This is a genomic window from Streptomyces sp. DSM 106670, assembly GCF_055792845.1.
The window spans coordinates 3,492,528-3,518,580 of sequence record NZ_CM147704.1 but is presented as its reverse complement, the minus strand read 5'-3'; the positions used below and the strand labels follow the sequence as shown (position 1 = coordinate 3,518,580).

Here is a 26,053-nt window from a genome sequence, read left to right as displayed (position 1 = left end):
GGGCCTCGCAGCGCGTGGTTGGGGGGCCGGCCGCAGTCCGTGGCAACGGCCGGCCCCCGGGACGGCGGGGCCGGCCGCGCGGGATGGTGGCGGCGGCCCCCGGGGCGGAGCGCCCGCCTTCCGTGGCGGCGGGCGGCTCCGTCAGGGAGAGCGCGGCCGCAGTCCGTGGCAACGGGCGCGCTCCCCGGTCTGAGGGGTGGGTGAAGGACGGTGGGGAAAGGGGGCTCGGGTCAGGCCGTGGTCGCCGGGGCGTTCACCGTGCACTCGAAGAGCACCATGTCCCCGCCGATCGCTCCCGACCCGACCGTGGCCGTGCCGTGCAGCGACATGCCCGCCCGGCCGATCAGCTCGCGGTACTGCTCCGCCGTCCGCTCGCCCCCGCCGAACAGCATCAGCATCCGCAGATCCATCCAGGTCGCCTCCCGGCCCGTCGCGTCCAGGTGCGGAAGCCGCTCGATGAGCCGGACGCGGCCGCCCGGTCCGGCCGCCTCGGCGCAGCGGCTCAGGATGCGTACGGCCTGGGCGTCGTCCCAGTCGTGCAGGACCTGGCAGAGGAGGTACACGTCGCCTGCCGTGGGGAGCGCGTCGAAGAAGCTCTGCTCCTCGACCACGGCCCGTGGCGCGCTGAGACCGGCCTCGGCCAGCGCCTTCCGGGCGGCCTCCGAGGCGGGGGCCACCTCGACGACGGTCGCCGAGAGGTGGGGGTGTGCGGCGAGCAGCGCCGTGCTGAGGGTGGCGCTGCCGCCGCCGACGTCGACGAGGTGCCGGAAACCGGACCAGTCGACCTGCTCGACGACCTGATCGGTGGCCGCGTGGGTGACGCGGCTCATGAACAGGTCCCAGGAGGCGGCGAGGTGCGGGTCCTTCTCCAGGGCCGCCCACAGCGTGTCGCCGTAGTGGGCGGCGTAGGCCGACCCGGCGTCGGCGCCCTCGCGGGCGAAGGCGAGGTAGGACAGGTGGGCGGTTTCCACGTGGGAGGCGATCTCGTTCAGGTCGAGGCGGAAGCGCAGCCCTTCGGGGTGGCCGTCGCGCAGCCGCTCCGCCTCGGCGTTGAGCGCGTAACTCCCGTTCTCCGTACGGGTGAAGACGCCCCGGCAGGCGAGGTAGTCGAGCAGGGCGCACAGCGGGCGGACCCGCAGGCCGGTGGCGCGGGCGAGGTCGTCGGGGGTGGTGTGGCCGTCGGCTATGCGGTCCGCGACGCGGAGGGTCGCGGCGATGCGGACGGCGTACGGCGTGACGATGTCCGCCATCGTGTCGAGCGGCGATGCGGCGGGGGCGGTGGTGCTGCTCATGCGGAGGTCTCCCGGGGAGTGGTGGAGGTGGTGGAGGCGGCGGCGGACAGGGCCGCCGTGTGGGGCGGGCCCCAGCGGCGGAGGTCGAACGTGGGGTGCTGGGCGGCGGCGTTGGCGTCCCGCCAGATGCGCTGGACGGGCGCGGTGTCGTAGATCGCGCCCGAACCGGACGCCTCGTACACCGCGTTGACGACCTGGCGGCAGCGCGTACCGGCGAAGGCGATGTCCCGGCGGGTGCGGGCCCGCTCCTCCGGACTGCCGCCGGGGGTGGACGAATTGGCGAGGGCCGTCAGATCGGCCAGGAGCAGGGCGCGTGCGGCGTCGACGGCTGCGGTGAGCGCGGGCACGTCGAGCGCCGGTCCGCCGGTCCCGCCGCGCTCCGCGTAGGTGTCCAGGGCCGCCCGCGCCGTGCCGAGCAGGACGCCCGCCAGGGCCACCGTGCCGACGGCGGTGAACGCCATCCGGTACGGGGCGGTATCCGGGCGGCCGTGGGGCGAGGCGTTGAGCGGGTCGAGGGCGCTCAGGGGCAGCACGCGGTGTTCCGGGACGAGGAGTTCGGGCGTCGTGAAGGAACGGCTGCCCGTGCCGCGCAGCCCTGCCGTGTGCCAGTCGTCGACGGCCTCGGTCCGGCGCTGCGGCAGGAGCACGACGTGCGGTTCCGGCTCGGCTCCGGCCGTACGCGGGGCGCTCACCCCGGCGAAGATCCACTCGGCGTGGTCGACGCCGGAGCAGAACCGGCCCCGCACCGGAGGCAACAGATAGCCGTCCGCGACCCGTTCGGCGGGCGGCCCGTCGAGCCGCAGTTGCAGGGCGATACGGGTGGAGGGCGCGGAGAAGACCTCCTGGCGGGCCTGGACGGACATCTGCGCGACGGCCCAGGTGTTGCCGCCCATCACCGCGCGGACCCAGCCCGCCGAGGCGCAGCCGCGCGACAGCTCCTCGGTGACCAGGAGCGCGGTGTCGAAGCCGAGCCCGCTGCCGCCCCAGACGCGCGGTGTCAGGACGTCGAAGAGGCGGGCCTCGTCGAGGAGCCGTACGGCGGCTTCCGGCAGGGTGCGCAGCCGGTCGGCCTCCGGCGCGTGGTCGCGCAGGCGCGGGGCGAGCGCACGGGCGGCGGCGACGGCCTCCTCGTGGGTGAGCGGCGGTCGCGGACCGCCGGCCGGTGCGGACGGGGGTGGTGCGGTGGTGGTGGTCATGCGATACCTGCTTCGGTCAGGGGAGCGGCCGGAGCGGCCGGAGCGGCCGGAGCGGCCGAATCGGCCGGATCGGCGGTGGAGGTGGCCGTCCGGGCGGACAGCGGTGCGGCGGCCGCGGTCGCCGGGGGGCGGGAGAAGTCGAACGTGGCCGATGTCGCGTACGTCCGCAGCAGCCGGCCCGCCGCGCTGGTGATGTGCACCTCGTCGGGGCCGTCGAGGATCCGGGTGGCCCGCAGCCGCCGGGCCATCGCGGACAGCGGCTGGTCGTCGCCGAGCCCCTCCGCGCCGAACACCTGGACCGCCCGGTCGACCACGTCCACGGCCACCCGGGACGCGGTCACCTTGGCCGCCGAGACGGCGACCCGGGCGTCGCCGCCCCGGTCGAGGGCGTGGGCCGCGCCCAGGACCAGTTCGCGGGCGGCGGTGATCGAGCTGTAGGCGGTGAACGCGTGCTCCCGCATCAGCTGCTGGTCGCCCAGCAGGCCGCCGTGCACCTCCCGTTCGCGCAGCCTGCGGCACATCAGGTCGAACGCGCGCTGTGCGGTGCCGAGCCAGTGCATGGATCGCAGCGTGCGCCCGATGCCGAGGCGTTCGGACGCGACCTCCATGCCCGCGCCCGGTTCGCCCAGCAGGTGGTGGCCCGGCAGCCGCAGGTCCTCGAAGGCGATCTCCCACTGGCCGGCGTGCTGCCCGAGCACCGGGAGCGGCCGGACGCGGACGAAGCCGGGGGCCTCGGTGGGGACCAGGAAGACCGAGAAGGAGGGCGGTGCGCCCTCACCGCCCGTGGCTCCTTCACCGCCTGTGGCTCCTTCGCCGCCCGTGGTGGTGCGGGCGACGACGAGGGTGACGTCGGAGCGGCCCGCGTTGGACACGAACCACTTGCGGCCGTTCAGCACCCAGTCGGGCCCGTCGGCGACGGCGGCGGTACGCAGCGCCCGGGGATGGGAGCCCGCCGAGCCCGGCTCCGTCATCCCGAAGCTGGCCAGCAGGTCGCCCCGGACGAGCGGTTCGAGATACCGCTCGCGCAGCCGGCCCTTGGCGTGGGTGTGCAGCATCCGTACGTCGACGATGGCGTCGCCGCCCAGGACCGGCGGGCCGAACTCGGAGCGCCCCTCCTGCTCGGCGATCAGCAGATATCCGGCCAGCGAGAGACCGGCCCCGCCGAGGTCACGCGGGAAACCGAGGCCCCACAGCCCGGCGTCCCGGGCCCGTTCGCGCAGGGCGCGCACCGTCTTTCCGTGGGTGTCGGCCCGCAGGAGGTGCTCGGCGGGCAGGATCTCCTGCTCGACGAATTCCCGTACGGCGTGGGCCAGAGCCGTCGGATCGGCCCGGCCCGTCCCCGTACGGCGCGGGCGGGGCAGGGCGGCGGCGGTGCCGCGCAGGTCGCGTTCGCAGCCGGGGACCACCCCGTTGCGGCGGCCGGTGCGGGACAGCTCCGCGAACTGCTCCTCGGCCAGGGCGGCCAGCGCCTTCTTGTCGACCTTGCCCGCCGCGCCCAGCGGGAGGCGGTCCAGGACGAGCAGGTACTCGGGGAGTTTGCGGGGCTCCATGCCCTCCTCGCGGAGGAACGTGACGAGGGAGGCGAGGGTCGGCGCGTCGGCCCGGTCGGGGACCAGGCAGGCGCAGACCCGCTGGCCCAGCTCACCGTCCGGGACGGGCACGCAGGCGATGCCCAGGACGCCGGGGTGGCCGGTGGACACGGTCTCCAGCTCGGCGGGGCTGATGTTGCCGCCGCCCCGGATGATGACGTCCTTGGCCCGGCCCGCCAGGCAGAGCCGTCCGTCCTCGTCGATCCAGCCCCGGTCGCCCGTCCTGACCCAGCCGCCGGGCAGCCGGTAACGCTCGTTGAGCTCGGGGGCGTTGACGTAGCAGTGCGGGGACATCGGGCCGAGCGCGGTCACCTCGCCCACGGCCCCCTGCGGGCACTCCGCGCCGCTCTCGTCCAGGATCCGGATCGCGCACACGTCCGGGTCGGGGCGGCCGACCGACAGCTGGGCTATGTGCGGCGGATCGTCCACGGCGGTATGGCAGTTCACGCCGTCCGCCGAGCCGTAGAGGCTGACCATCGTGCGGCCCAGCAGGCGGGTGCAGCGTTCCGCCGTCGCCGGGTCGATGAGCGCGCCGCCGGTGATGACGCACTCCACGGACGAGGTGTCCGTCGAGTCGATCGAGGAGTGCCCCACCAGGTGCTGGTACATGGTGGGCACCCCGAGCAGATGGGTGGGGCGACATCGGCCGATCGCCTCCAGGGCGTCCCCGGCCTCGAAGCCGCGCCGCAGGACCAGGGAGCCGCCGAGCAGGGCCAGTACGCACAGGGTCGCCCCGGAGGCGAAGGAGGAGCCGAGCGGCATCATGTACATCGCCCGCATGGGGCGGCCGTCCACCTGGAGGCGGGCGAGGAACCGGCCCCGGCCGCCGATCAGGGCGTCGTGGGAGTACGCCACGATCTTCGGGTCCGACTCGGTGCCGGAGGAGACCAGCAGCCGGGCGATGGCGGTCGCCGGAACCTCTGGCAACTCGGCGTCGGTCAGCGGCTCTTCGGCCAGGAGGGCGGCGAAGGTGGCGGTCACGCCGGGCCGTTCGGGGGCCGGGGCGTCGAGGTGCCGCGAGCCGGGTGCGGCGGGCTGCTCGTCCAGCACCACCAGCCGCTCCAGGGAGGGCAGTTCGGGCGCGATGCCCGCGACCAGCGCGACGAGGTCCACCTCGCGGTAGCGGGCGGGGACGATCAGCGTCGTGGCTCCGGAGCGGGAGATCAGCGCGCGGACGTCCCGGTCGCCCCGGCCGACCGGGAACGGCAGCGACACCGCGCCGAGCGCCGCCAGCGCGAGGTCGACCGCCACCGCCTGCCAGGAGTTGGGCAGTTGGCAGGCGACCGTCTCGCCCGGGCCCACGCCGAGGCGGCGGAGCCCCGCGGCGATCCGCCGGGACGCGTCGAGGAGGGCGGCGTACGTCGTCTCCCCGCTCTCGTCGAACACGGCCACGGCGTCCGGCTGGTGCCCGGCCTGCCGCCGGAACAGCTCGAAACCGGGCACGCCCGGATACAGACCGCGTTCGGTCCACTCGGCGCGCAGGGCGGCCGGTACGTGGTCGGGGTAGCGGGTCGCGGCGCTCACGAGAACCTCCAGGGGGGTGTGGGAAGGGCACATCCGTGGTGGGTGAACAGGGCGGAGAAGGCGGGGTCTTCGGGCAGCGAGGCGATGTCGGTGACCACCTCGCGGGCGGGCACGCCCGCCTCGTGGAACCGCTTCAGCCAGGTGGCGGAGGGGGCCGAGGAGAGATCGGGTGCGGGGTCGCCGGACTGCGGGGCGGTCGCCGGACGCCGACCGGTCGTACCGGTCGCGCCAGTTACGCCGGTCGTGCCGGTCGCCAGGGCGTGTTCCGCGCTCCGGCCCGTACCGCCGACCGCGATCAGGCCGTCGGAGGTCGGCGCGACGAAGCCGGTCGCGGCGGTGGCGGGCGGGCCCGCGGGCCCCCTGCCCACGCCGCGCAGCAGGGGCCGCAGCAGCACCCGGGAGGCTCCGAGCAGCGAGGAGTCGACGCGCAGCCGCCCCGCCGTCGCGCCGGACTCGCGGGCCAGCAGCGCCGCGAGGATGCCCTCGGCCGCGATGTGCCCGCCGAGCACGTCGAGCAGCGTCACCAGGGACGGGGCCGGGGTGTCCTCCGGGGTGCGGACGCGGTCGGCCACGCCGGACCAGGCCTGCACCATGAAGTCCGTGCCCAGCGGGCGTGACCCGCCGGGTACGCGGTCCCAGGCGGACGCCCAGGCGTAGACGAGCCGGGGGTTGACCCGGGCCAGGTCCTCGTCGTCCAGCCGGAGCTGGGCGGCCTTGCCCGGGGCCCAGTTGTGCAGGAAGACGTCCGCGTCGGCCACCGTCTCCGCGACGGCCCGGCGGCCCGCCGCCGTACGGATGTCGATCTCGCGGACCTCCTTGCCCGCGTTGAGCACGGCGAACCGGGCCGACATGTCACCGGCGATCGGCGGCACCCCGCGCAGCGGATCGCCGCCCGGCGGCTCGATCCGGATGATGTGCGCCCCGAGGGCCTGGAGCAGGCGGGTGGCCAGCGGCCCCTGGATGCGCCGGGTGGACTCGACGACGCGGATCCCGGCGAGCGGGAGCCGGGGTGCGCCGGGGAGCGCCCGGGGGACGAAGCCGTCGCCCCCGCCCGCGTAGGGCGGCCGGTCCCCGGTGAGCGGGTCCTGGGCGAGTTCGCGCAGCTCCCACGGGTCGTCGTCGTACCTGACGTCGTGGTCGGCCCGCCGGTCGGCGAGTGTCCGCAGCGAGCAGATGCTCATCCCGGTCCGCTCGGCGACCAGGCACAGGGTGGCGTACCGGTGCCGGGCGGCGCACTGGGCGAGCGTCGTGATCAGCGGGGCGGCGGCCCGTGCGTACCGGCCCACGAAGTGCCGCCAGCTGGTCGCGATGTCCTTCGCGGGGACCCCGAGCTCCTTCCAGAAGTCGCGCCAGGGACCGACGTCCAGCGCCTCGACCTCGAAGCGGACCCCGTCCGCCGAGACGAACGGCGGCCGTGCGGTGCGGCGGTAGGGCGGGGTGGGAACGTGCTCGGGCTCCTCCTCCGCCGTCGCGGCGGCCGCGTACTGGCCGAGCGAGAACACGGCCGCCTCGGCGACGCTCACGTGGGCCCGGTGGACCGGGACGCCGCGCAGACCGGCGAGCGCGGTCGCCAGGAGGGCCTGGGTGGCGGCGACCCCGGCGACGGTGCCGAGGTAGTCGAGGCCGAGCGGGCGAGGGCCGCCGGTGGCCCGGCCGTGGATCGCCATGAGCCCGCAGGCCGCCTGGGCGGCCGTCTCGTCGAAGGGCGTCGGGTCGCCCACCGGCCAGCCGCGCAGGGTCAGTTCGGCGCTCTGGCCGGGATGCGGTCCGCTGAGGCCGATGAGGGCTTCCGGGCCGGTCGGGGCGTACGGGGCGGCGGACGCGGGCCCGCCGGGCCCGAACCGGGCTCCGAGCCGGGTGAGGTGGTCCCGTACGACGTCGGTCGCCGTGGCCAGTCCGGCGGGCGGGGACGGCGGCAGATGGACCAGGCGTCCGTCCAGGGGCAGGGCGTCGCCGGTGGTGAGCGGGGTGAGGGGTGGTGCGGAACTCAAGGGATCCTCCGGGTGGTCGGAAGCGTTCGGTGTCGGTGGAGTGCCGGGTGTGCGGTGCCGGGGTGTGCGGTGCCGTGCGGGGCGTGAGCCGGCGGGGTGAGGGCGGCGCGGGGCGTCAGAGTTCGGCCGCGGGCAGCACGCCCAGCCGGACGGCCAGGGCGTGCGCGAGGAAGAAGGTCCCCCAGACCGATTCCACGGACGCGGTTCGCGCGCGGCCGGATCCGGGCCCGGGGCCGGGGCGGATGCGGTACCGGGTGCCGGTGAACGCCGCCCCGCCGGTGGGCAGGCCGGGGGCGGTGGGCCCGGTGGCGGGGGTGACGTGGTGCCGGACGAGACGGGCGAGCGTGCCGTCCGCCGCGTCGAGGCAGCCGGGGTGCCCGAGCGCGGCGAGCTTCAGCCGGGCCACGGCGACGATCGCGTCGGCGGAGGTGTCGGGGGGCGGGGCGCTTGGGCCGGGGCCGGGGCCGGTGCCGGTGGTGGTGTGGGGGCCGGTGGTCCGGGTGACGGTGGCGGTGGGCCGGGTGCCGGGGCCGGTCGTGATGTCGGTGCTGGTGCTGGTGCTGGTGCTGGTGCTGGTGCCGAGGCCGGTGCCGGTGTCGGTGTCGGCCGGGTCCGGCCATTGCCTGGACATGCGCAGGGCCGCTTCGGCGCAGTGCCGGGCGAGCAGGCCGGTCTCCCCGGCCGGGGGGAGGTGCGCGGCGGCCTCGGCCAGCCCCAGCAGGGCCCAGGCGAACGCCCGGTCGCCGTGCGTGGGCGGGGCGTCCGGGAGGAGCGCGCCCGACCGGTCCGCCCGCAGCCGGCCGAAGACGGCGATCCGGCCGTCGGGCCGTTCCGTGAGGGCGCTGCTCAGCGCGTGCCGGGCCAGGGCCGCCGCGGTGTCCCGGCCCTCCGGCAGCGCGCCGCTCCCGGTCCGGCAGAGCAGCCGGATCAACGGGGCCCAGCAGTCGACCTCCAGGGTGGCCCGGCCGCGCGCCCCGGCTCCCCAGGCCGAGCCGACCGGGACGAGGCGGGTCGAGACCATCCGGGAGTCCAGCAGCCGTTCGGCGGCGGCGGTCCGCAGGGTGCCCGCCGTCCGCGCCCCGTACCAGAACGTCATGGCGCGGGTCACCGTGTCGTCCACCAGGCGGGGCGCGAGCCGGGCCGCGGCGGCTTCGGCGGTGCCGGCGGGCAGCACGCCGGTACGGGTGGCGAGGTCCAGCAGCCCGGACCAGAATCCGGGGGTCCAGGAGCCGCGCCGGGACCAGGTCCAGCGGCCGCGGTCGGCGTAGAGCGGATATCTGTCCCCGCTCTCCGTGCTCTCCGTGTGGAGGGCGCGGGTGCGGACCAGGAGGCCGTGCAGCGCGGTCTCGCGGTCGGCGGTGGTCAGGGGTTCGGCGCGGGCCGGGGGCCCGGCGGACCGCGCCACGGCGGGCAGGTGGCGGTCGGTCGGGCGACAGGGGGGATGCGCGGTGTCCGGGAGGTGCATGGGCGTCTCCTGGTCAGGGGTAACGGCCGTTCGGGACAGGCGGGTTCGGGCTGGTGCGGTGGTGGCGGTGCGCGGTGCCGTGCTGGGGCGGTGGGCCGCGGCGGTGGCCGGTCGGGCTCAGTGCGGTGTCGCGGCGGTCAGCCAGGCGGAGGAGCGTTTTCGGACCGGCCGCAGGACCAGCAGGTCGATCAGCGCGGCGAAGGCGACGGCCACCACCGCCCAGGCGAAGACGGTCGCCGTCTCCAGATAGCCCCGGGCCGTCGCGACGGACGCGCCGATGCCCGAGTCGGCGGCCAGCACCTCCGCCATCAGCCCGAGCCGCAGTCCGCCCGAGAGCGTCACGGCGGTGGCGGCGACCACCGGCGGAGCGGCCGCCGGAAGGATCACGTGCCGGACGCGCCAGGCCAGCGGTACGCCGAAGCTCCGGCTCATCTCGCGGAGTTCGGGATCCACCCCCCGTACCGCGTCGTGCGTGGCGACCAGCGTCTGCGGCAGCACCACCGTGATGACCGTCAGCACGACGGTCGCGGTGCCGGGGCCGAGCCAGATCATCAGCATCATCACGACGACGACCGGCGGCATGCCCGTCAGCAGCACCCGTACGGGAGCGAACGCGTCGGAGACGACCGGCGAGAGCGTGGTCAGCGCGCCGATCACCACGCCGAGCAGCACCCCGGTCACCGTGCCGAGAACCACCCGGGTCAGCGTCGTGCTCAGGTCCGTGAAGAGCGTGCCGTCCGCCGCGAGCGCCCCGATGGCGCGGACCGTGTCGGCGGGCGACGGCAGCACGACGGCCGGCAGTCCGTCGGCCGACCACCACCACGCGCCGGTCAGCAGCACCACGGTCGCCCCGGCCGCCGCGGCGCGCCGCGGCCGTAAGGCGCCGGGCCGGTCCGCCGGGCGGTCCGGCCGGTCGTCCGCCGCCGGTGCCGGGGGCCGCCGTACGAGGTCAGTCACCGTAGAACCCGTCGCCGGGCAGCTTCCCGCCGACCGCACGCGGAGCGGACTCCAGCGCCCGTTCCAGCAGGGCGGTGATGTCGGCGCGGGCCGGGCCGGGTTCGACGAAGCGGACGTCCAGTGCGGGCAGCAGGGCGGAGACCAGCGGCTCGGGCGCGTGGCTGGTCTTCGCCAGGGCCGTCAGCTCTGCGTCGGTCGCCTCGCCGGAGGAGAGCCGTTCGCCGGTGCGGGCGAAGTGCGTGCGCAGGGCCTTCACCAGGTCCGGATGGGCGGTGGCGAACTCCGTCCGGACGATGACGGCGGACTGGGCCAGCATCGCGCCGCCGGTCGTGCGCTCCCACTCGTCCTGGAGGTCGAGCACCTCGGCGGTCTTCTCGACGCCGCCCGGCGCCTGTTGCCGGGCCGCCGTGGCGAAGTGCTCGGGCAGGACGGCGAATTGGGCTTTGCCGGAGGCGACCGCGCCGACCAGTTCCGGGAGGCCGGTGGCGTAGCGGACGGTGAAGTCCTCGTCCGGCGTGAGCCCGGCCCGCTGTGCCAGGTCCCGGAACGTCACGTCGGCGGCGTCGCCCTTGAACGGGACGTGGACCGTCTTCCCGCGCAGCGCGGGCCAGCCCTTCGCCCCGGCCGGGCCGATGACCTTGACCAGGTCCGCGTCGACCACGCCGAGCAGCCGCACGCCGACACCGCGGTTGGCGAGGTTGGCGGCGGCCAGCGTCGGCAGGGTCGCCACATCGGCGCGGCCCGAGGTGAGCAGGGCCCGGAAGGCGTCCGGGGTGGCGACCTGCGTGGTGGCGACGCCGTCGGTGAGGCGGGCGACCTCGGGGGACTCGGCGAGACCGGTCAGCGGGACGGACAGCGCCAGGCTGCCCGCCGCCGCGATGCGCAGGCGGGGTGCGGGGGCCGCGTCGGCGGTGGCGCCGGCATCGGCTTTGCCCGTGGCGTCGGCGGAGGCAGAGCAGCCGGCGAGCGCGACGGTGACGGTGAGCAGCGCGCCCAGAGCGCCGAGGGCCCGGGTGGTGCTCCGGGTGCGGGAGGCGGCGACGGGCAGGCGAAGGCGACCTCTTGCTGAGGTTAGGCTAACCATAGTTAGATTGGATCCGATTCAACGATTCCCGTCAAGTGACCGCCGATCGAGGAGAGATCGTGGCCGAACCCGAGAAGCCGGTCCTCGCCATGCGAGGCATCGAGGTGCGCCGGCACGGCCGCACCCGGCTGGCCGGACTGTCCCTCGTGCTGCGGCCCGGCGGCGTCGTCGCCCTGACCGGGGAGTCCGGCGCGGGCAAGTCGACCGGGCTGCACGTCGCCGCCGGGCTCCTGCGGCCCACCCGCGGCGAACTGCTGCGCACCGGACGCCTGGTCACCGTCCAGTTCCAGGACCCGCGGCTGCTGCCCTGGCGCACCCTGTCCGAGAACGCGCTCTTCGCGCTCGGCCGTGGCCCCTCGGCGCGGGAACGCGCGCGGTCGGCCGAGCTGCTGGCGCGGATGGGGCTCGCCGAGGCCGCCGACCGCCGGCCCGCCGAGGTCTCCGGCGGCATGCGCCGCCGCGCCGCGCTCGTCCGGGCCCTGCTGCCCCGGCCGCGCCTGCTCATCGCCGACGAACCCTTCGCGCACCTCGACGAGGCGTGGGGCGACGAGGTGGAGGCGCTGCTCCGCGAGACCGCGCACGACGGTACGGCGGTGCTGCTCGCCGCCCACCAGGAGGCCCGGGCCGCGCGGCTCGCGGACGAGGTGGTCCGGGTGCTCCCGCCGCCGCGCGGGACCCGGCGGTGAGAGCGCCGGGCGGAGCGCGGGCCCCACGGACCTTGCGGGCCTCACGGACCTTGCGGGCCTCACGGACCTTGCGGGCCTCACGGACCTTGCGGGCCTCACGGACCTTGCGGGCCCCACGGACCTCGCGGGCCTCACGGACCCTGAGGGCCTCACGGACCCCGCGCGCCGGAGCGGCCGCCCGCCGTCCGTGCGGTACCCGGCGGCGCCGGTGACTCCCACCGGCCCGTACCGGATACTGAGGACCATGCCGCCTCGCCGTCCCGCCCGCCCCAGCGTGGCCTCCACGCTGGAGAAACGCGTCTTCGACCTGCTCAACGCGGAGATCCTTAGCCTGCGCCTGGGCCCCGGCGAGCACATCGTCACCGAGGCCGTGGCGGAGGCGCTCGGGGTCTCCCGGCTGCCCGTGCGCGAGGCGCTGCGCAGCCTGGCGGGCCGTGGGCTGGTCGAACTGCACGCGCACCGGGGGGCGTTCATCCCCCGCCTCGGGCCGGAGGACCTCGACCAGATCGTCGAGACCGTGGAGGCCCGGGCCCGGCTGGAGCCGTGGGCGGCCGAGCGCGCCGCCGCGTTCCACGACGCGGAGCAGCTGGCCGCGCTGGACCGGGCCCTGGCGCAGGGCTTCGACGCGCTGGAACGCCGGGCCCGGCCGGACGCCAACCGGGCGCACCGCGAGTTCCTGCGCGTGCTGACCCTGATGTCGGGCCACGCGACGCTGATCGAGGTCCTGGAGCCGCTCCAGTACCGGACCATGCTGGCGTTCGTGTCCATCGTGATGACGACGGAGCCCGAGGGCTGGGCCTCGCACCGGGTGCTCCGCGACGCCGTGGCGGACCGGGACGGGGCCGCCGCCTCGGCCGAGATGAGCCGCCACCTGGCCGAGGTGCTGGACGCGCTGCGGCTGCCCGGCAATGTGGTGCCCTCCGCCATGGACCGGGCCGCCGGGGGCAGGGGCGGCCGTCGCCCCGCGAGCAACCGGCTCAGGGCGCTCCGGCTGGACGAGGGGGAGACGGGCGACGCCGGGGCGGCCGCCCCGGGACCGGGGTCCGTACCCGCCGCCGACCGATAGCAGCCGTACGCGCGGACAGGACCCGGGAGTACAGTCTGCGGGGCCCCGGCAGCCCCGCCGCCGTGCGACGACGGTGTACGGCCGCCCCACCCCCGTACCCACCAGGTGAGACATGTCCGCCACTGCTGCCGAAGCCTCCGACCCGACGGCCCCGGACACCCCGGACACCCCGGACTCCTCGGAGGACCGCACCTGCGAGGAGCGGTCCCTGCGGCTCAGACGCAGGCTGGAGCGGCTGATCGGGATCGCCGCCACCGAGGGGAACGCCCTCGTCCCGCTCCGCAACGGCGACGCCATCTTCGGCGCGATGCTGGCGGCGATCCGGGGCGCGGAGCACACCGTCGACCTGATGACGTTCGTCTACTGGCGCGGTGACATCGCTCGCACGTTCGCCGAGGCGCTGGCCGACCGCGCCCGGGCCGGGGTCCGGGTGCGGCTCATGCTCGACGGGTTCGGGTCGCGGCTCATAGAGAAGGACCAGCTGGAGCTGATGGACCGGGCCGGGGTCACCGTCACCTGGTTCCGCAAGCCCCTCTACCTCTCGCCGCTCAAGCAGAACCACCGCTGCCACCGCAAGGTCCTCGTCGTCGACGAGCGCACCGCGTTCACCGGCGGCGTCGGGATAGCCGAGGAATGGTGCGGCGACGCCCGCAACGAGCACGAGTGGCGCGACACCCACGTCCAGGTCACCGGGCCCGCCGTCGACGGGCTGGCCGCCGCGTTCGCCCAGAACTGGGCCGAGTGCCACGACGAACTCTTCGACGAGCGCGACCGGTTCATCGCGGAGGAGCACCACGGCGACGCCGTCGTCCAGGTGGTGCGCGGCTCGGCCTCCTTCGGCTGGCAGGACATGCAGACCCTGATCCGGGTCGTCCTGGAGTCCGCCGAGGAGCGCGTCCGCCTCACCACCGCCTACTTCGCCCCCGACGCCTACTTCACCGGGCTCCTCTGCGCCGCCGCCCGGCGCGGGGTGGAGGTCGAGATCCTGCTGCCCGGCCCGCACACCGACAAGCGGGTCTGCCAGCTCGCCGGGCAGCGGTACTACGAGGAGCTGACCGCCTGCGGCGTGAAGATCCACCAGTACCAGCCGACGATGATGCACACGAAGTCCCTCACCGTCGACCGGGTCGCCTCGCTCATCGGCTCCACCAACTTCAACCGGCGCTCCCTCGACCACGACGAGGAGGTCATGCTTGCCGTCCTCGACCAGGACTTCACCGCCACGCTCGACGGCCACTTCGAGGAGGACCGGGAGAAGAGCGTGCTGATCGAGCGCGGCCGGTGGAAGCGCCGCGACCTCCTCCAGCGGGCCCGGGAAGCGGCCGTGACGCCGATCCGCCGCTTCCTCTGAGCTCACGGCCTCCTAGGGTTTCCGCATGACCACAGAGAACGGCTTAACCACAGAGAACGGTTTGACCACAGAGAACGGTTTGACCGCCGACACCCCGGACTCGGCCGTCACCTTCATCAACGTCTTCGAGATAGCCGCCGATGAACTCGACGCGTTCGTCGCGAAGTGGGAGCAGCGGGCCCGCCTCATGCGGGACAAGCCCGGCTTCATCGACTCCCGGATGCACCGGGCCCGCTCCTCGGACTCCCGCTTCCAGCTCGTCAACGTCTCCCACTGGGCGAGCCAGGAGGCGTGGGAGGCCGCCACCGCCGACCCCGACTTCGCCTCCCGGACCCGGGCCGCGCGGGAGGAGACGAAGCAGCCGGTCACCCCGAACCCGGCCGTCTACGACGTCGTCGTGGAACTCACCGCACCCTAAGGGTGTCTGCCGTACGCGATCGGCCCCGGCGCCTGCGGAACAGGTGCCGGGGCCGACGTACGTACGAACCGGGTGCGGGATCAGAGCCGCTCGGGCGTCCGGATGCCCAGCAGCGCCATCCCCTGGTGCAGGGTCCGGGCGGTCAGCTCCACCAGGAAGAGCCGGTTCTCGACGACCTCCGGGGCGTTGTCCGGGCTGAGCACCTGGCACTGGTCGTAGAACGTGGTCAGGTGCGAGGCCAGCTGGTAGAGATACGCGGCCAGCTTGTGCGGCTCGTAGCCCGACGCGACCTCGGCGAGCACCTCGCCGAACTGGTCCAGGTGCAGACCGAGCGCCCGCTCGGCCGGGGCCAGCTCCAGCTCCGGGTGGGCGGCCGGGACCGCGTCGCCGGCCTTGCGCAGGATCGACCGGATCCGGGCGTAGGCGTACTGGAGGTAGACCGACGTGTCGCCGTGCAGCGACACCATCTGGTCCAGGTCGAACTTGTAGTCCCGTACGGCGGAGGTCGACAGGTCCGCGTACTTCACGGCGCCGACGCCGACGTACCGGCCGTTCTCGACGATCTCCTCCTCGGACAGGCCCACCTTCCCGGCCTTCTCCCGGACGACCGCGGTGGCCCGGTCGACCGCCTCGTCGAGGAGGTCCTCCAGCCGGACCGTCTCGCCCTCACGGGTCTTGAACGGCTTGCCGTCCTTGCCGAGGACCGTGCCGAAGGCCAGTTGCACGGCCTTGACGCCGTCGCCCAGCCAGCCGGCCCGCCGGGCCGTCTCGAAGACCATCTTGAAGTGCAGCGACTGCCGGGCGTCCACCACGTACAGCAGGGTGTCGGCCTTGAGGTCCTGGACCCGGTTGCGGATCGCGGAGAGGTCGGTGGCCGCGTAGCCGTAGCCGCCGTTCGTCTTCTTCACGATGAGCGGGACCTTGTTGCCGTCCGGGCCCTTCACATCGTCGAAGAACACGCACAGCGCACCCTCGGAGCGGACGGCGACACCCGTCTCCTCCAGGATCCGGCAGGTCTCCTCCAGCATGTCGTTGTAGCCGGACTCGCCGACGATGTCCGCGTCGACGATCTCCATGTCGAGCTTGTCGAACACCGAGTGGAAGTAGATCTTCGACTCGTCGACGAAGCCCTGCCACAGCTCCAGCGTCTCCGGGTCACCGGCCTGGAGCGCCACCACCCGGTCCCGGGACCGGGCCTTGAACTCCTCGTCGGAGTCGAACAGGGCCCGCGACTCCTTGTAGACCCGGTTCAGCGTCGACATCGCCGCCTCGCCGTCGCTCGCGCCGCCCTCGTGCTTCAGGGCGCCCGGGTGCTCGATCAGATACTGGATGAGCATGCCGAACTGGGTGCCCCAGTCGCCGATGTGGTGCCGCCGGACGACGTTCTCGCCGGTGAACTCCATGATCTTGACCATGGCGTCGCCGATGACCGCCGACCGCAGGTGGCCGACGTGCATCTCCTTGGCCACGTTCGGCTGGGCGTAGTCGATGACCGTGGTGCCGGCCTCGGCCTTCAGCGGCACGCCGAGCCGGCCCTCGGCGTCGGCGGCCCGGGCGGCCAGCGTCTCGACGATCGCCCTGTCCGCGAGCGTGATGTTGAGGAAGCCGGGCCCGGAGACCTCGATGTCCTTGATCAGCTCACCCGCCGGAAGGGCGGCGGTGACCTGGGCGGCCAGCTCGCGGGGGTTGCCCTTGAGCTTCTTGGCGAGCGCGAGGATGCCGTTGGCCTGGAAATCGGCCCGGTCGCTTCGGCGCAGCAGCGGGTCCGCGGTGCCGGCATCCGGCAGAGCTGCCGTCAGGGCGTCCGCCAGCTGCTGCTGGAGCGTGGAAGCGAGGGAAGGGACCGAGGCCATGTCTGGCTGCCGTTTCCGTAGAAGTACAAGGGATCGGTCCAGTATCCCACGGGGCGTAAAGCCGTTTTCGCGCTGCGGGGGGTAGCTGGGAGAATGGTCCGTACCCCATCGGGAAACGACAGACGAGAGAAGGACGTGCCGACCGTGGCCGAGAGTCAGACCAGCACCGAGACCGACTGGGTCTCCCGCTTCGCGGACGATGTCATCGCCGAATCGGAGCGTCGTGCGCCTGGCAAACCGGTCGTCGTCGCCTCCGGGCTCTCCCCCTCCGGCCCGATCCACCTCGGCAACCTCCGCGAGGTCATGACCCCGCACCTGGTCGCCGACGAGATCCGCCGCCGCGGACACACCGTGCGCCACCTGATCTCCTGGGACGACTACGACCGCTACCGCAAGGTGCCGAACGGCGTCCCGGGCGTGGACGAGACCTGGGCCGAGCACATCGGCAAGCCGCTGACCTCGGTGCCCGCCCCGGCCGGCTCCGCGTACCCGAACTGGGCCGAGCACTTCAAGGCCGCCATGACGGCGGCCCTGGACGAGCTGGGCGTCGAGTACGACGGCATCAGCCAGACGGAGCAGTACACCGCCGGGACCTATCGCGAGCAGATCCTGCACGCGATGAAGCACCGCGCCGACATCGACGCCGTCCTGGACCGCTACCGGACCAAGAAGGACCCGGCGGCCCAGGGCAAGGGCGGCGGCAAGAAGCCGCAGCAGAAGAAGGTCGACGAGGCCGAGCTGGAGGCCGCCGAGGGCTCCGGCGCCGCCGACGAGGACGACGGCAGCGGCAACAGCGCCGGCTACTTCCCGTACAAGCCCTACTGCGGCAACTGCGAGAAGGACCTCACCGTCGTCACCTCCTACGACGACGACACCACCGAGCTGAACTACACCTGCTCGGCGTGCGGCTTCGCCGAGACGGTCCGGCTCAGCGAGTTCAACCGCGGCAAGCTGGTGTGGAAGGTCGACTGGCCGATGCGCTGGGCCTACGAGGGCGTGATCTTCGAGCCCAGCGGCGTCGACCACTCCTCGCCCGGCTCCTCCTTCGTCGTCGGCGGCCAGATCGTCCGCGAGGTCTTCGACGGCGTGCAGCCCATCGGGCCCATGTACGCCTTCGTCGGCATCTCCGGCATGGCCAAGATGTCCTCCAGCAAGGGCGGGGTGCCCACCCCGGCCGACGCGCTGGAGATCATGGAGGCGCCGCTGCTGCGCTGGCTCTACGCCCGCCGCAGGCCCAACCAGTCGTTCAAGATCGCCTTCGACCAGGAGATCCAGCGGCTGTACGACGAGTGGGACTCGCTGGGCCGCAAGGTCGCCGACGGCACGGTGCTGCCCGCCGACGCCGCCGCGCACTCCCGGGCCGTCCGCACGGCCGCCGGGGAGCTTCCGAGCACCCCGCACCCGCTGCCGTACCGGACGCTCGCCTCGGTCGCCGACATCACCGCCGGAGCCGAGGACCAGACGCTGCGCATCCTCAGCGAGCTGGACCCGGACAACCCGCTGACCTCGCTGGACGAGGCGCGCCCGCGCCTGGACCGCGCCGAGAACTGGATCACCACCCAGGTCCCGGCCGAGGCCCGCACCATCGTCCGGGACGAGCCCGACAAGGAGCTGCTGGGCTCGCTCGACGACCAGGGCCGCGAGTCGCTGCGCCTCCTCCTGGAGGGCCTGGACACGCACTGGTCGCTGGACGGCCTCACCACGCTCGTCTACGGGGTGCCGAAGGTGCTGGCGGGCCTGGAGCCGGACGCCAAGCCGACGCCCGAGCTGAAGGCCGCCCAGCGGTCCTTCTTCGCCCTGCTCTACCGGCTGCTCGTCAGCCGCGACACGGGCCCGCGGCTGCCCACGCTGCTGCTCGCGGTGGGGGCGGACCGGGTGCGCAGGCTGCTGGGCGCGTAACACCCTGACAACGGCGGAGGGCCGCCGCCCGGGAATCACTCCCGGGCGGCGGCCCTCCGCCGTCCGTCGTAGGTCGTACGTCCGCGCCTCAGGCAGGCTGGTCGGCGGTCGCCTGCTGCGCGTACGCGTCCCTGAACTGCGGCATCAGCTGCTGGAGCAGCTGCGTGGAGCGCGGGTGGCGGACGTTGCGCGTATCGGCCAGGTGGATGTCCAGGACCTCCAGGGACGGGTGCTGCCCCTGCTCGTCGGTGTAGTCGCTGAACACCTCGTACGCCTCCCGGGCGAAGTCGGTGTCCTCCATCGGCCACTCCTCCACCTGCGGGGCCTCCTCGGGGGCCGGAACCTCCGGCAGCTCGGGCGACGGCTCCTCGTGGCGGGGGTGCGGGACCGCGCCGATGGTGCCGACGTCACCCAGCGGACGGGTGCGGCCGGGGCCCGCGGGGATCTGGACCGGGGTGGGTTCGAGCCCCTCGACGTACTGCGGGTCGTACGCGCTCTCGTGGACGTTGTCCGGCAGCTTCTGGGCGGCGAACCAGGGGCTGTCGTGGGTGGGCGGGCCCGGCGGAACCTGCTGCTGGAGCGAGCCGGGGTGGGGCTGTTGCTGCTGGGGGTGGGAATGGGCCGGTTCCTGGTCCAGCCCCTGGCCCTGCTGAGGCCCGTGCCCCTGGTGCTCCTGGTGTCCCTCGTACCCCTGCCGGGGCCCGTACGCCAGCTCGGCCTTCGGGCGGTCGGCCTCGACGGGCACCGGCGGCAGCAGGGCCGGTTCGATCCCGGCGGCGGCCAGCCCGGCCGGACCGGTCTCGGAGAGCGGTACGCCGTACTTCGCCAGCCGCAGCGGCATCATCGACTCGACCGGGGCCTTGCGCCGCCAGCTGCGGCCGAAACGGGCCTGGAGGCGGGCCTGGTAGATCAGCCGGTCCTGTTCGAGCTTGATGACCTGCTCGTAACTGCGCAGCTCCCACAGCTTCATCCGCCGCCACAGCTTGAACGTCGGGATCGGCGAGAGCAGCCAGCGGGTGAGGCGGACGCCCTCCATGTGCTTGTCCGCCGTGATGTCCGCGATCCGGCCCACCGCGTGCCGGGCGGCCTCGACGGAGACGACGAACAGCACCGGGATCACCGCGTGCATCGCGGTGCCCAGCGGGTCGGGCCAGGAGGCCGCGCCGTTGAACGCGATCGTCGCCGCCGTCAGCAGCCACGCCGTCTGGCGCAGCATCGGGAACGGGATCCGCATCCAGGTGAGCAGGAGGTCCAGCGCCAGCAGGACGCAGATGCCCGCGTCGATGCCGATCGGGAAGACCAGCGAGAACGACCCGAAGCCCTTCTCCTCCGCCAGCTCGCGCACGGCGGCGTAGGAACCCGCGAACCCGATCGCGGCGATGACCACCGCACCCGCGACGACGACCCCGATGAGTATGCGGTGCGTGCGTGTCAGCTGCATCGCGGCCACGCGCGATCCCCTCCCCGACCTCTGCTGCCCGGACCCGGCGTGTGCGCCCGGCCTTGATTTTCGGCCAGGCCTGAGAGGCCCGGCGATGGCACAGCCTGGCACATGTGTGCGAGTTTCGTTGCGCGGGGCGGAGTTGTGGGGCTGTTTGCGGGGCTGTTTCCGGGTCCGGTGCGGGCTTTCGGCGGTGGCGGCGAGGGGGCCGCCACCGCCGGAGGGTCACTCGCAGCCGCGCTGCCAGTTCCAGCCGATGAACGTGTTCTTCAGGTCGACCTCGAACTCGCAGGACGCGGTCCCGTCGGCCTTGAGGGCCACGGTGGAGCGGTGCGTGTTCGCGTACACGTTGCCCGTCGGGTCGAAGATCCCCTTGTACGTGAACGAGGCGTCGGCCACGTTGGTGGAGACCGCGCAATTCGCCACGCAGTCGGCGGACTTGCCCGAGGACTTCAGCGACCAGCCCGCGTTCCACGGCTCACGGTTCCACTGCTGGGTCGCGTCGGTGGACGAGGCGGTGACCACCGTGCCGTCGGAGCTCCAGTCGGAGGTCGTGTAGAGCCCGGTCATCCGGATGTTGCAACAGTCGTACATCTCGGACCAGCTGCGGACCTGACGGTCGCCCTGGGCGGCGGCAGCGGCCGTCCGCGCGTTCGCGGCCGGGCCGGCCTTCGCCACCAGCCGTGCGGGGCCGAGCACCGGCTCGCAGTCGGGGCCGATGGAGACGTCCTGCCGCACGGCCATGCCCTCCGGCGGTACGGGCAGGGCGCCGGACAGCTTCACGTCCGCGCACGCGCGGGCGTCGCCCGATCCCGCGGCCCGCTGTTCGGCCGGAGCCGCGGTGGCGGTGGTCGCGGCGGTGGCGGTGAGCGCGAACAGGCCGGTCGTGAGCGCTGCGGCGAGTGCGATTCGATTGCGCAATTCCCTTGCCTTTCCTCGGGGTTCGCCGTGGAGCGTAACGGCGTTCGCGGGGCCCGGAACGGAACCGGGGGAGGGTTGGCAGGAAGGTGACAGGCACATGCCGCCGGGGCATGCCGAACGCGCGGAACCCGGCCCTCGGGGGAGGGCCGGGTTCCGGAAAAGCGGTGCTGGGAAGGGGTGTCGGCGTATTCGCGCGCAGGCGTCAGCTCGACTTCAACTTCGACTTCGGCTTCGACGTGGACGTGCCCTTGGCCGTGTCCTTCTTGCCGTCCTCGCCGTCCTTGGCGTCGTCCTTCTTGTCGCCCTCGGCGTCACCCTTCGACGGCGTGCCCTTGGCGTCCCCGGCGGTGTCGGCGACCGCGGCGACCGCTTCCTTCGCGGCCTTCTGGGCGCCCTTGACGATGTCCGCGGAGGAGGGGGTCTTCGCGCCGGCGTAGCCCGCGCCGTTGTACGTCAGGGTGACGACGACATTGCCCGTACGCGCCACGACGGTGGCGTACGCGAAGTCCTCGTCCGTCTTGCTGAGGCCGTAGGTGACGAGGGTGGCCTCCTCGCCGATACCGGCGGCGGGCTCCGCGGCGAGCTTCTCGGCGCCCTCGGTGGCCTTCGTCTTGGTGATCTGCTTCGCGTAGTCGTCGGTGGCGCGCTTGGCGCCGCTGCCCAGCGACTGGTCCGAGTCGAACCGGGTGAAGCCGACGTCCAGCCAGCGGTACTGCGAGCCCTTGACGCCCTTGTCGTCCAGGCCGTTCCAGGAGCAGCTGCTCCGGGCCGCCAGGTCGTTGGACCGGCCGGCCGTGCCGTTCTTCTTCTTGGCCGAGGGCACCAGGTCCTCGATCGTCTTCTTGGCGATCGAGCCGCACGGGTCGGGCAGATCGGCGAACTTCGCCGGCTCGACGGTGGGCTCCGAGGGCTTGGTGCTGGGGGAGCCGGACGACGAGGAGCCCGCGTTCTTCTTGCCGTCGGAGCCGGAGTCCGACGAGCAGCCGACGGCTACGAGCATCACCGGAACGGCGGCGCAGGCGAGGATGCGGGACAGGCGCGGGGCAGATCGGTGCATGGTTCCTTCACTCGGATGGCACGGAGCTCTCGGTGCGGGAGGTCTCGGTTCGTGCGGGTGTACGGGCGGGCTCGGTCGCGGGTCGGTACGTCTTCCGGACAGCCACGGTACGACGGGCGGCGGCCGGCATGTGCCGCCGCCGGGAGCCCCCGGAGGCCGGAATCCGGCCGGTCGGGGACCCGTCGGACGGGGTCTACTCGCTGAGCGTCTCGGCCAGCTTCCGGGCCAGTGCCTGGGCCTTCTCCTGGAGTTCCGCGCCGTCGGGCTCCTGGGTGACGAGGGCCGGCTGCTCGGCGTACCGGACGGTCACGACCACGTTCGATGTGCGGAATACCACGCTCACCGTGTGGTTCTGTGCGGTGGAACCTGACCGTTTGGGCAGATCGTGCAGAAATGCGGCATCTCCGAGGTTGTCGAGGATGCGCGAGGGGAGGACGTCCTCCGGCCCGCCGCTGCCGCTGCTGCTCGCGCTGCCGCCTCCGCCGGGGGTCTTGGAGGGCGAGGCGGTGGACGAGGGCCCCGAGGAGGCGGTGCCCTTCCCCTTGCCCGTGTCGCCCTCGCCCTTCTCCCCCTTCTCGTCCTTCTCGGCCTTCTCGTCCGGGGTTCCGGAGTTCTTCTCCGCGTCCGGCCCGGGAGGCGTCGAGGACGACAGGCCGGCGGCCTTCTCCTTCTTCGCGTACACCGTGTCGGCCCGGTCGTCGTCGCTGACCGCGGGGTCGTAGGAGACGACGCGCTCAAGGTCGATGGACAGGCTCCGTGTGGCGTCCGGCGCGTCGGACTTCCAGCTGCAGCCGACCTTGCGGTCGGTGTCGTACGTGACGGCCGCCGTGCCCCGGAACACCTTCTCCTGCTGGTCCCCGGGCAGCTCCGCGGCGCCGGGCAGCAGGTCCTTCAGCGTGGAGCGCGGCACGGCACGGCAGGGGGCGGGCAGCGTCAGGTACTTGCCGGGAGGAGCGGGGGTGACGGTCGGGCTGCCCGCCTTGCTGTCGGCGCCGTTCGCGCTGCTGTCGGCGTCGGCGCTGCAGCCGACGACGAGCGCTGCGAGAAGCGCGACGCCGGGTACGTACGCCATGTGTCGCACCGTCCCAGGCTCCCTTCGGTACGGAAAACGGGTTGCCGCTCGAAGGCGGCCGATGGACACAATGTGTATCGCACGCGCCGCTGTGAATGCCGGTCGGCCGACAGGTTTGCCGACCTTGGCACCGGTTTTGCGCTTTCAGTCTTTTCGGGGGAATCGAGGAGTTATGTCGTACGTAGAGGTACCGGGAGCGAAGGTTCCCATCCGGATGTGGGCGGACCCCGCGTCGGTCGAGGACGGGGCGATGCAGCAGCTGCGCAACGTCTCCACACTGCCGTGGATCAAGGGCCTCGCGGTCATGCCGGACGTCCACTTCGGCAAGGGGGCGACGGTCGGGTCGGTGATCGCGATGCAGGGCGCGGTGTGCCCGGCCGCGGTCGGGGTGGACATCGGCTGCGGGATGTCCGCCGTCAAGACGTCCCTCACCGCGAACGATCTTCCCGGCGACCTGTCACGGCTGCGCTCCAAGATCGAGCAGGCGATTCCGGTCGGCCGGGGCATGCACGCCGACGTGGTGGACCCGGGGAAGCTGCACGGGTTCCCGACGTCGGGATGGGACGACTTCTGGGGGCGGTTCGGGGGGATCGCCGACGCGGTCAAATTCCGTCAGGAACGTGCCACGAAGCAGATGGGAACGCTTGGCTCGGGCAACCACATGATCGAGTTCTGTCTCGACAGTGATGGTGCGGTGTGGCTGATGCTGCACTCGGGCTCCCGCAACATCGGCAAGGAGCTCGCCGAGCACCACATCGGCATCGCCCAGAAGCTTCCGCACAACCAGGGCCTCGTCGACCGGGACCTGGCCGTCTTCATCTCGGACACCCCGCAGATGGCCGGTTACCGGAACGATCTGTACTGGGCGCAGGAGTACGCCAAGTACAACCGCGCGATCATGATGGCGCTCTTCAAGGACGTGGTCCGCAAGGAGTTCAAGAAGGCGAAGCCGGTCTTCGAGCAGGAGATCTCCTGCCACCACAACTACGTGGCGGAGGAGCGGTACGACGGAGCGGACCTGCTGGTCACCCGCAAGGGAGCGATCCGCGCCGGCTCCGGTGAGTACGGCATCATCCCCGGCTCGATGGGCACCAGTTCGTACATCGTGAAGGGTCTCGGCAACGAGAAGGCGTTCAACTCGGCCTCGCACGGGGCCGGTCGCCGGATGAGCCGGAACGCGGCCAAGCGCCGCTTCACGGTGCGGGATCTGGAGGAGCAGACGCGCGGTGTGGAGTGCCGCAAGGACTCCGGCGTCCTGGACGAGATCCCGGCCGCGTACAAGCCGATCGAGCAGGTCATGGAGCAGCAGCGGGACCTGGTCGAGGTCGTCGCGAAGCTCAAGCAGGTCATCTGCATCAAGGGCTGAGTGAGGGGCGTCGCCGCCGATGGCGGCGCGCCCCTCACCGGCCTTCCGGGATGCCTACGCGCCGGGCGGAGCGTCTTCGGGGTGCCGCACCTTCCCGGTCCTCAGCCGCCACAGGCGTACGGAGCAGGAGGCTTCGCTGCGGCCCAGTTCGGCGGCCGCCGTTCCGGCATCGTCGTGAGCCAGCAGAACACCGTCCTCCCATGCCTTCCAGCGTCGTCCCGGAGGGCGGACGGGCATGTCCGCCGGGCGCTCCCAGGAAGCCAGCGAGGCGGCCGCCGTCTGCTTGCGTGGCAGGGACAGGCAGCCCGGGTAGTACAGATGCCCGGCCAGCTGAACCGCCGCTTCCTTCGTGTAGACCACGTTGTAGATCCCGTCACGCGTATTGCGTCCGATCTGCCGGGCGGCCCCCGTCACCGCCTTGGCGTACCGGCAGAGATACGCGCCGACAGCGGCACTCGCGGTGGTCAGCGAGACGAACGGGAGCCCCTGTCCCGTGTGTCCGACCGAGCCGTCGGCGTCGATGACGCCCCGGAGATAGTCGCGACGGGAGAACTCCACCCGGGGCGGGGTGATCTTCCTCGATTTCCGGCCGTAGGGAAGGCCGAGCCCGTTGAGCCTGGCCCTGGCTTCCTGATCGCAGAGGGTCCAGGTGGCCGAGTGATGCTCCTCGGAGAAGTTCGTGGCCCGCACGCGCTCGGTGATGCTGGTGTTGTACGGGGTCAGGCGCTGGAACTCGCGCAGTACGGCGATGTCCCGGACGCTGATCTCCACCGTCAGGCGGCCCTTGCGGCCAGTGCCCTGCGCGAGGTGGCCGTCGGCCTGGAGGAAGCCGAACAGGTAGGCGTAGTCGGGGTGTTGGAGATCCATGAAGGCGGGACCGGCGGGTGGGCCGGGCAGGAGATCGCCGATCTCGAAGAGCGGGGGCGCGTTAGTGTCGTGCTCAGCCACGGGAAGCCCTACTTCCTGATGGTGAGGCCCTCGGCCGGGACGGCAATCCTGACCGGGGGCCGCGCTGTGTTCTGGCGCGACCGAGCTTAGGCAGCGGGTTCGAGGGCCGGGCGGGTGATCCGGTCCGGTCACCCGCACGAGTGATCGAGGGCGGTGGTGGGGAGTGCAGGTCCGCAGGCCCCGCTACGCCCCGCCCCCGTACGTCGCGTAGTCCGGCGTTCCCGTCACCGTGAAGACGTGGACGGAGACGCCGGCCGGCGTCGTCCGCTGTTCGGTCAGGTGGAGGCCGGCCGGGGCGCCGCCGTCCGGGAACAGGCGGCGGCCCTCGCCGAGTACGACCGGGGCGATGGCCAGGCGCAGTTCGTCGACCAGGCCCGCTGCCAGGAGGGACTGGGCCAGGCGGGCGCTGCCGTGGATCTGGAGGTCGCGGCCGGGTTGCCGTTTCAGGTCGGCCACCCGGGCCGGGACGTCGCCGGAGAGGAGCGTGGTCGGGTTCCAGGTGGCCCCGGCCTCGGTCAGGGTGGTGGAGGCCACGTACTTCGGCAGGCCGTTCAGGATGGCGGCGAAGGGGTGGTCGGTCATCTGCGGCCAGTCCCGGGCGAAGTTCTCGTAGGTGCGGCGGCCGAAGAGGAACGCGTCCGCCTCGGCCAGCCATTCGGCGGCCAGGGCCTCGAACGCCTCGTCCAGGTGCGGCACGAACCAGCCGCCCCGGGTGAACCCGTCGCTGGTGTCCTCGTCCGGCGCCCCCGGGCCCTGGGAGACGCCGTCGAGCGTCAGGAACTCCTGCACCACCAGCTTCATCGCGGCACTCCTCTGCGTGGGGGGCCTTCCGACCGGTACGGCGGGCCTTTGCCGTCTTTCCTAGCACGCGCGGCCC

Annotated in this window: 20 protein-coding genes; 6 read left to right on the top strand and 14 right to left on the bottom strand. The window is 73.3% G+C overall.

The genetic code is table 11. The features are described 5' to 3' along the window. Positions 1–230: 230 nt before the first annotated feature. The 7 genes from ACSMXR_RS15480 to ACSMXR_RS15450 all read right to left on the bottom strand — a co-directional run bounded on the left by ACSMXR_RS15480 (position 231) and on the right by ACSMXR_RS15450 (position 11,098). On the bottom strand, positions 231–1,292 hold the full coding sequence (locus tag ACSMXR_RS15480; RefSeq protein WP_473172133.1) for a methyltransferase: 1,062 nt from the start codon (positions 1,290–1,292) through the stop codon (positions 231–233). Beyond that, positions 1,289–2,488, bottom strand: a complete 1,200-nt coding sequence (locus ACSMXR_RS15475) for an acyl-CoA dehydrogenase family protein (RefSeq protein WP_473172132.1) — start codon at positions 2,486–2,488, stop codon at positions 1,289–1,291. The genes ACSMXR_RS15480 and ACSMXR_RS15475 overlap by 4 nt, the downstream gene beginning before the upstream one ends. Next, positions 2,485–5,601 (bottom strand): AMP-binding protein, encoded by a 3,117-nt coding sequence (locus ACSMXR_RS15470; protein WP_473172131.1) that lies wholly within the window; start codon positions 5,599–5,601, stop codon positions 2,485–2,487. The genes ACSMXR_RS15475 and ACSMXR_RS15470 overlap by 4 nt, the downstream gene beginning before the upstream one ends. Then, complete coding sequence (locus ACSMXR_RS15465) at positions 5,598–7,592, bottom strand: CoA transferase (protein ID WP_473172130.1); 1,995 nt, start codon at positions 7,590–7,592, stop codon at positions 5,598–5,600. Before ACSMXR_RS15465 ends, ACSMXR_RS15470 begins: the two co-directional genes overlap by 4 nt. Positions 7,593–7,707: 115 nt before the next feature. Then, positions 7,708–9,057: a hypothetical protein gene (locus tag ACSMXR_RS15460; protein WP_473172129.1), complete on the bottom strand. Its 1,350-nt coding sequence runs from the start codon at positions 9,055–9,057 to the stop codon at positions 7,708–7,710. Positions 9,058–9,174: 117 nt separating this feature from the next. Continuing rightward, complete coding sequence (locus ACSMXR_RS15455) at positions 9,175–10,014, bottom strand: ABC transporter permease (RefSeq protein WP_473172128.1); 840 nt, start codon at positions 10,012–10,014, stop codon at positions 9,175–9,177. Next, positions 10,007–11,098 (bottom strand): ABC transporter substrate-binding protein, encoded by a 1,092-nt coding sequence (locus ACSMXR_RS15450; protein ID WP_473172127.1) that lies wholly within the window; start codon positions 11,096–11,098, stop codon positions 10,007–10,009. The genes ACSMXR_RS15455 and ACSMXR_RS15450 overlap by 8 nt, the downstream gene beginning before the upstream one ends. A gap of 59 nt (positions 11,099–11,157) precedes the next feature. Between ACSMXR_RS15450 and ACSMXR_RS15445 the strand changes: the two genes are divergently transcribed. From ACSMXR_RS15445 to ACSMXR_RS15430, 4 genes are all read left to right on the top strand, one after another. Next, positions 11,158–11,784: an ATP-binding cassette domain-containing protein gene (locus ACSMXR_RS15445; RefSeq protein ID WP_218525959.1), complete on the top strand. Its 627-nt coding sequence runs from the start codon at positions 11,158–11,160 to the stop codon at positions 11,782–11,784. Positions 11,785–12,028: 244 nt separating this feature from the next. Continuing rightward, positions 12,029–12,850 carry a GntR family transcriptional regulator gene (locus ACSMXR_RS15440; RefSeq protein WP_218525960.1) on the top strand — a complete coding sequence of 274 codons (822 nt, stop codon included), beginning with the start codon at positions 12,029–12,031 and terminating at the stop codon, positions 12,848–12,850. A gap of 112 nt (positions 12,851–12,962) precedes the next feature. Next, a complete protein-coding gene (locus tag ACSMXR_RS15435) occupies positions 12,963–14,201 on the top strand; it encodes a phospholipase D-like domain-containing protein (RefSeq protein WP_473172126.1) in 1,239 nt (412 codons plus the stop codon). Between the two features lie 61 nt (positions 14,202–14,262). Continuing rightward, on the top strand, positions 14,263–14,619 hold the full coding sequence (locus tag ACSMXR_RS15430) for an antibiotic biosynthesis monooxygenase family protein (protein ID WP_473172125.1): 357 nt from the start codon (positions 14,263–14,265) through the stop codon (positions 14,617–14,619). A gap of 80 nt (positions 14,620–14,699) precedes the next feature. Here ACSMXR_RS15430 and argS read toward each other — a convergent pair whose 3' ends face one another. Next, positions 14,700–16,472 carry an arginine--tRNA ligase gene (gene argS, locus ACSMXR_RS15425; protein WP_218525963.1) on the bottom strand — a complete coding sequence of 591 codons (1,773 nt, stop codon included), beginning with the start codon at positions 16,470–16,472 and terminating at the stop codon, positions 14,700–14,702. Between the two features lie 135 nt (positions 16,473–16,607). Between argS and lysS the strand changes: the two genes are divergently transcribed. Then, entirely contained in the window at positions 16,608–18,371 is a 1,764-nt protein-coding gene (lysS, locus tag ACSMXR_RS15420; protein ID WP_381851961.1) for a lysine--tRNA ligase, read from the top strand. 88 nt (positions 18,372–18,459) lie between these two features. On the opposite strand, the gene ACSMXR_RS15415 is transcribed toward lysS, so the two are convergent. From ACSMXR_RS15415 to ACSMXR_RS15400, 4 genes are all read right to left on the bottom strand, one after another. Then, on the bottom strand, positions 18,460–19,821 hold the full coding sequence (locus tag ACSMXR_RS15415) for a DUF2637 domain-containing protein (protein WP_137234211.1): 1,362 nt from the start codon (positions 19,819–19,821) through the stop codon (positions 18,460–18,462). Between the two features lie 216 nt (positions 19,822–20,037). After that, on the bottom strand, positions 20,038–20,733 hold the full coding sequence (locus ACSMXR_RS15410; RefSeq protein WP_473172124.1) for a hypothetical protein: 696 nt from the start codon (positions 20,731–20,733) through the stop codon (positions 20,038–20,040). A 202-nt stretch (positions 20,734–20,935) separates the two neighbouring features. Then, positions 20,936–21,790 (bottom strand): DUF3558 domain-containing protein, encoded by an 855-nt coding sequence (locus ACSMXR_RS15405; RefSeq protein WP_137234209.1) that lies wholly within the window; start codon positions 21,788–21,790, stop codon positions 20,936–20,938. A 193-nt stretch (positions 21,791–21,983) separates the two neighbouring features. Next, on the bottom strand, positions 21,984–22,862 hold the full coding sequence (locus ACSMXR_RS15400) for a DUF3558 domain-containing protein (RefSeq protein ID WP_364889621.1): 879 nt from the start codon (positions 22,860–22,862) through the stop codon (positions 21,984–21,986). 172 nt (positions 22,863–23,034) lie between these two features. Between ACSMXR_RS15400 and ACSMXR_RS15395 the strand changes: the two genes are divergently transcribed. Continuing rightward, a complete protein-coding gene (locus ACSMXR_RS15395) occupies positions 23,035–24,228 on the top strand; it encodes an RtcB family protein (RefSeq protein ID WP_137234207.1) in 1,194 nt (397 codons plus the stop codon). A 54-nt stretch (positions 24,229–24,282) separates the two neighbouring features. On the opposite strand, the gene ACSMXR_RS15390 is transcribed toward ACSMXR_RS15395, so the two are convergent. Together ACSMXR_RS15390 and ACSMXR_RS15385 are read right to left on the bottom strand one after the other, a co-directional pair. Beyond that, complete coding sequence (locus ACSMXR_RS15390) at positions 24,283–25,176, bottom strand: hypothetical protein (RefSeq protein WP_473172123.1); 894 nt, start codon at positions 25,174–25,176, stop codon at positions 24,283–24,285. Between the two features lie 183 nt (positions 25,177–25,359). After that, positions 25,360–25,977, bottom strand: coding sequence for a dihydrofolate reductase family protein (locus ACSMXR_RS15385; protein ID WP_376186753.1), 618 nt, complete (start codon positions 25,975–25,977; stop codon positions 25,360–25,362). Positions 25,978–26,053 lie beyond the last annotated feature (76 nt).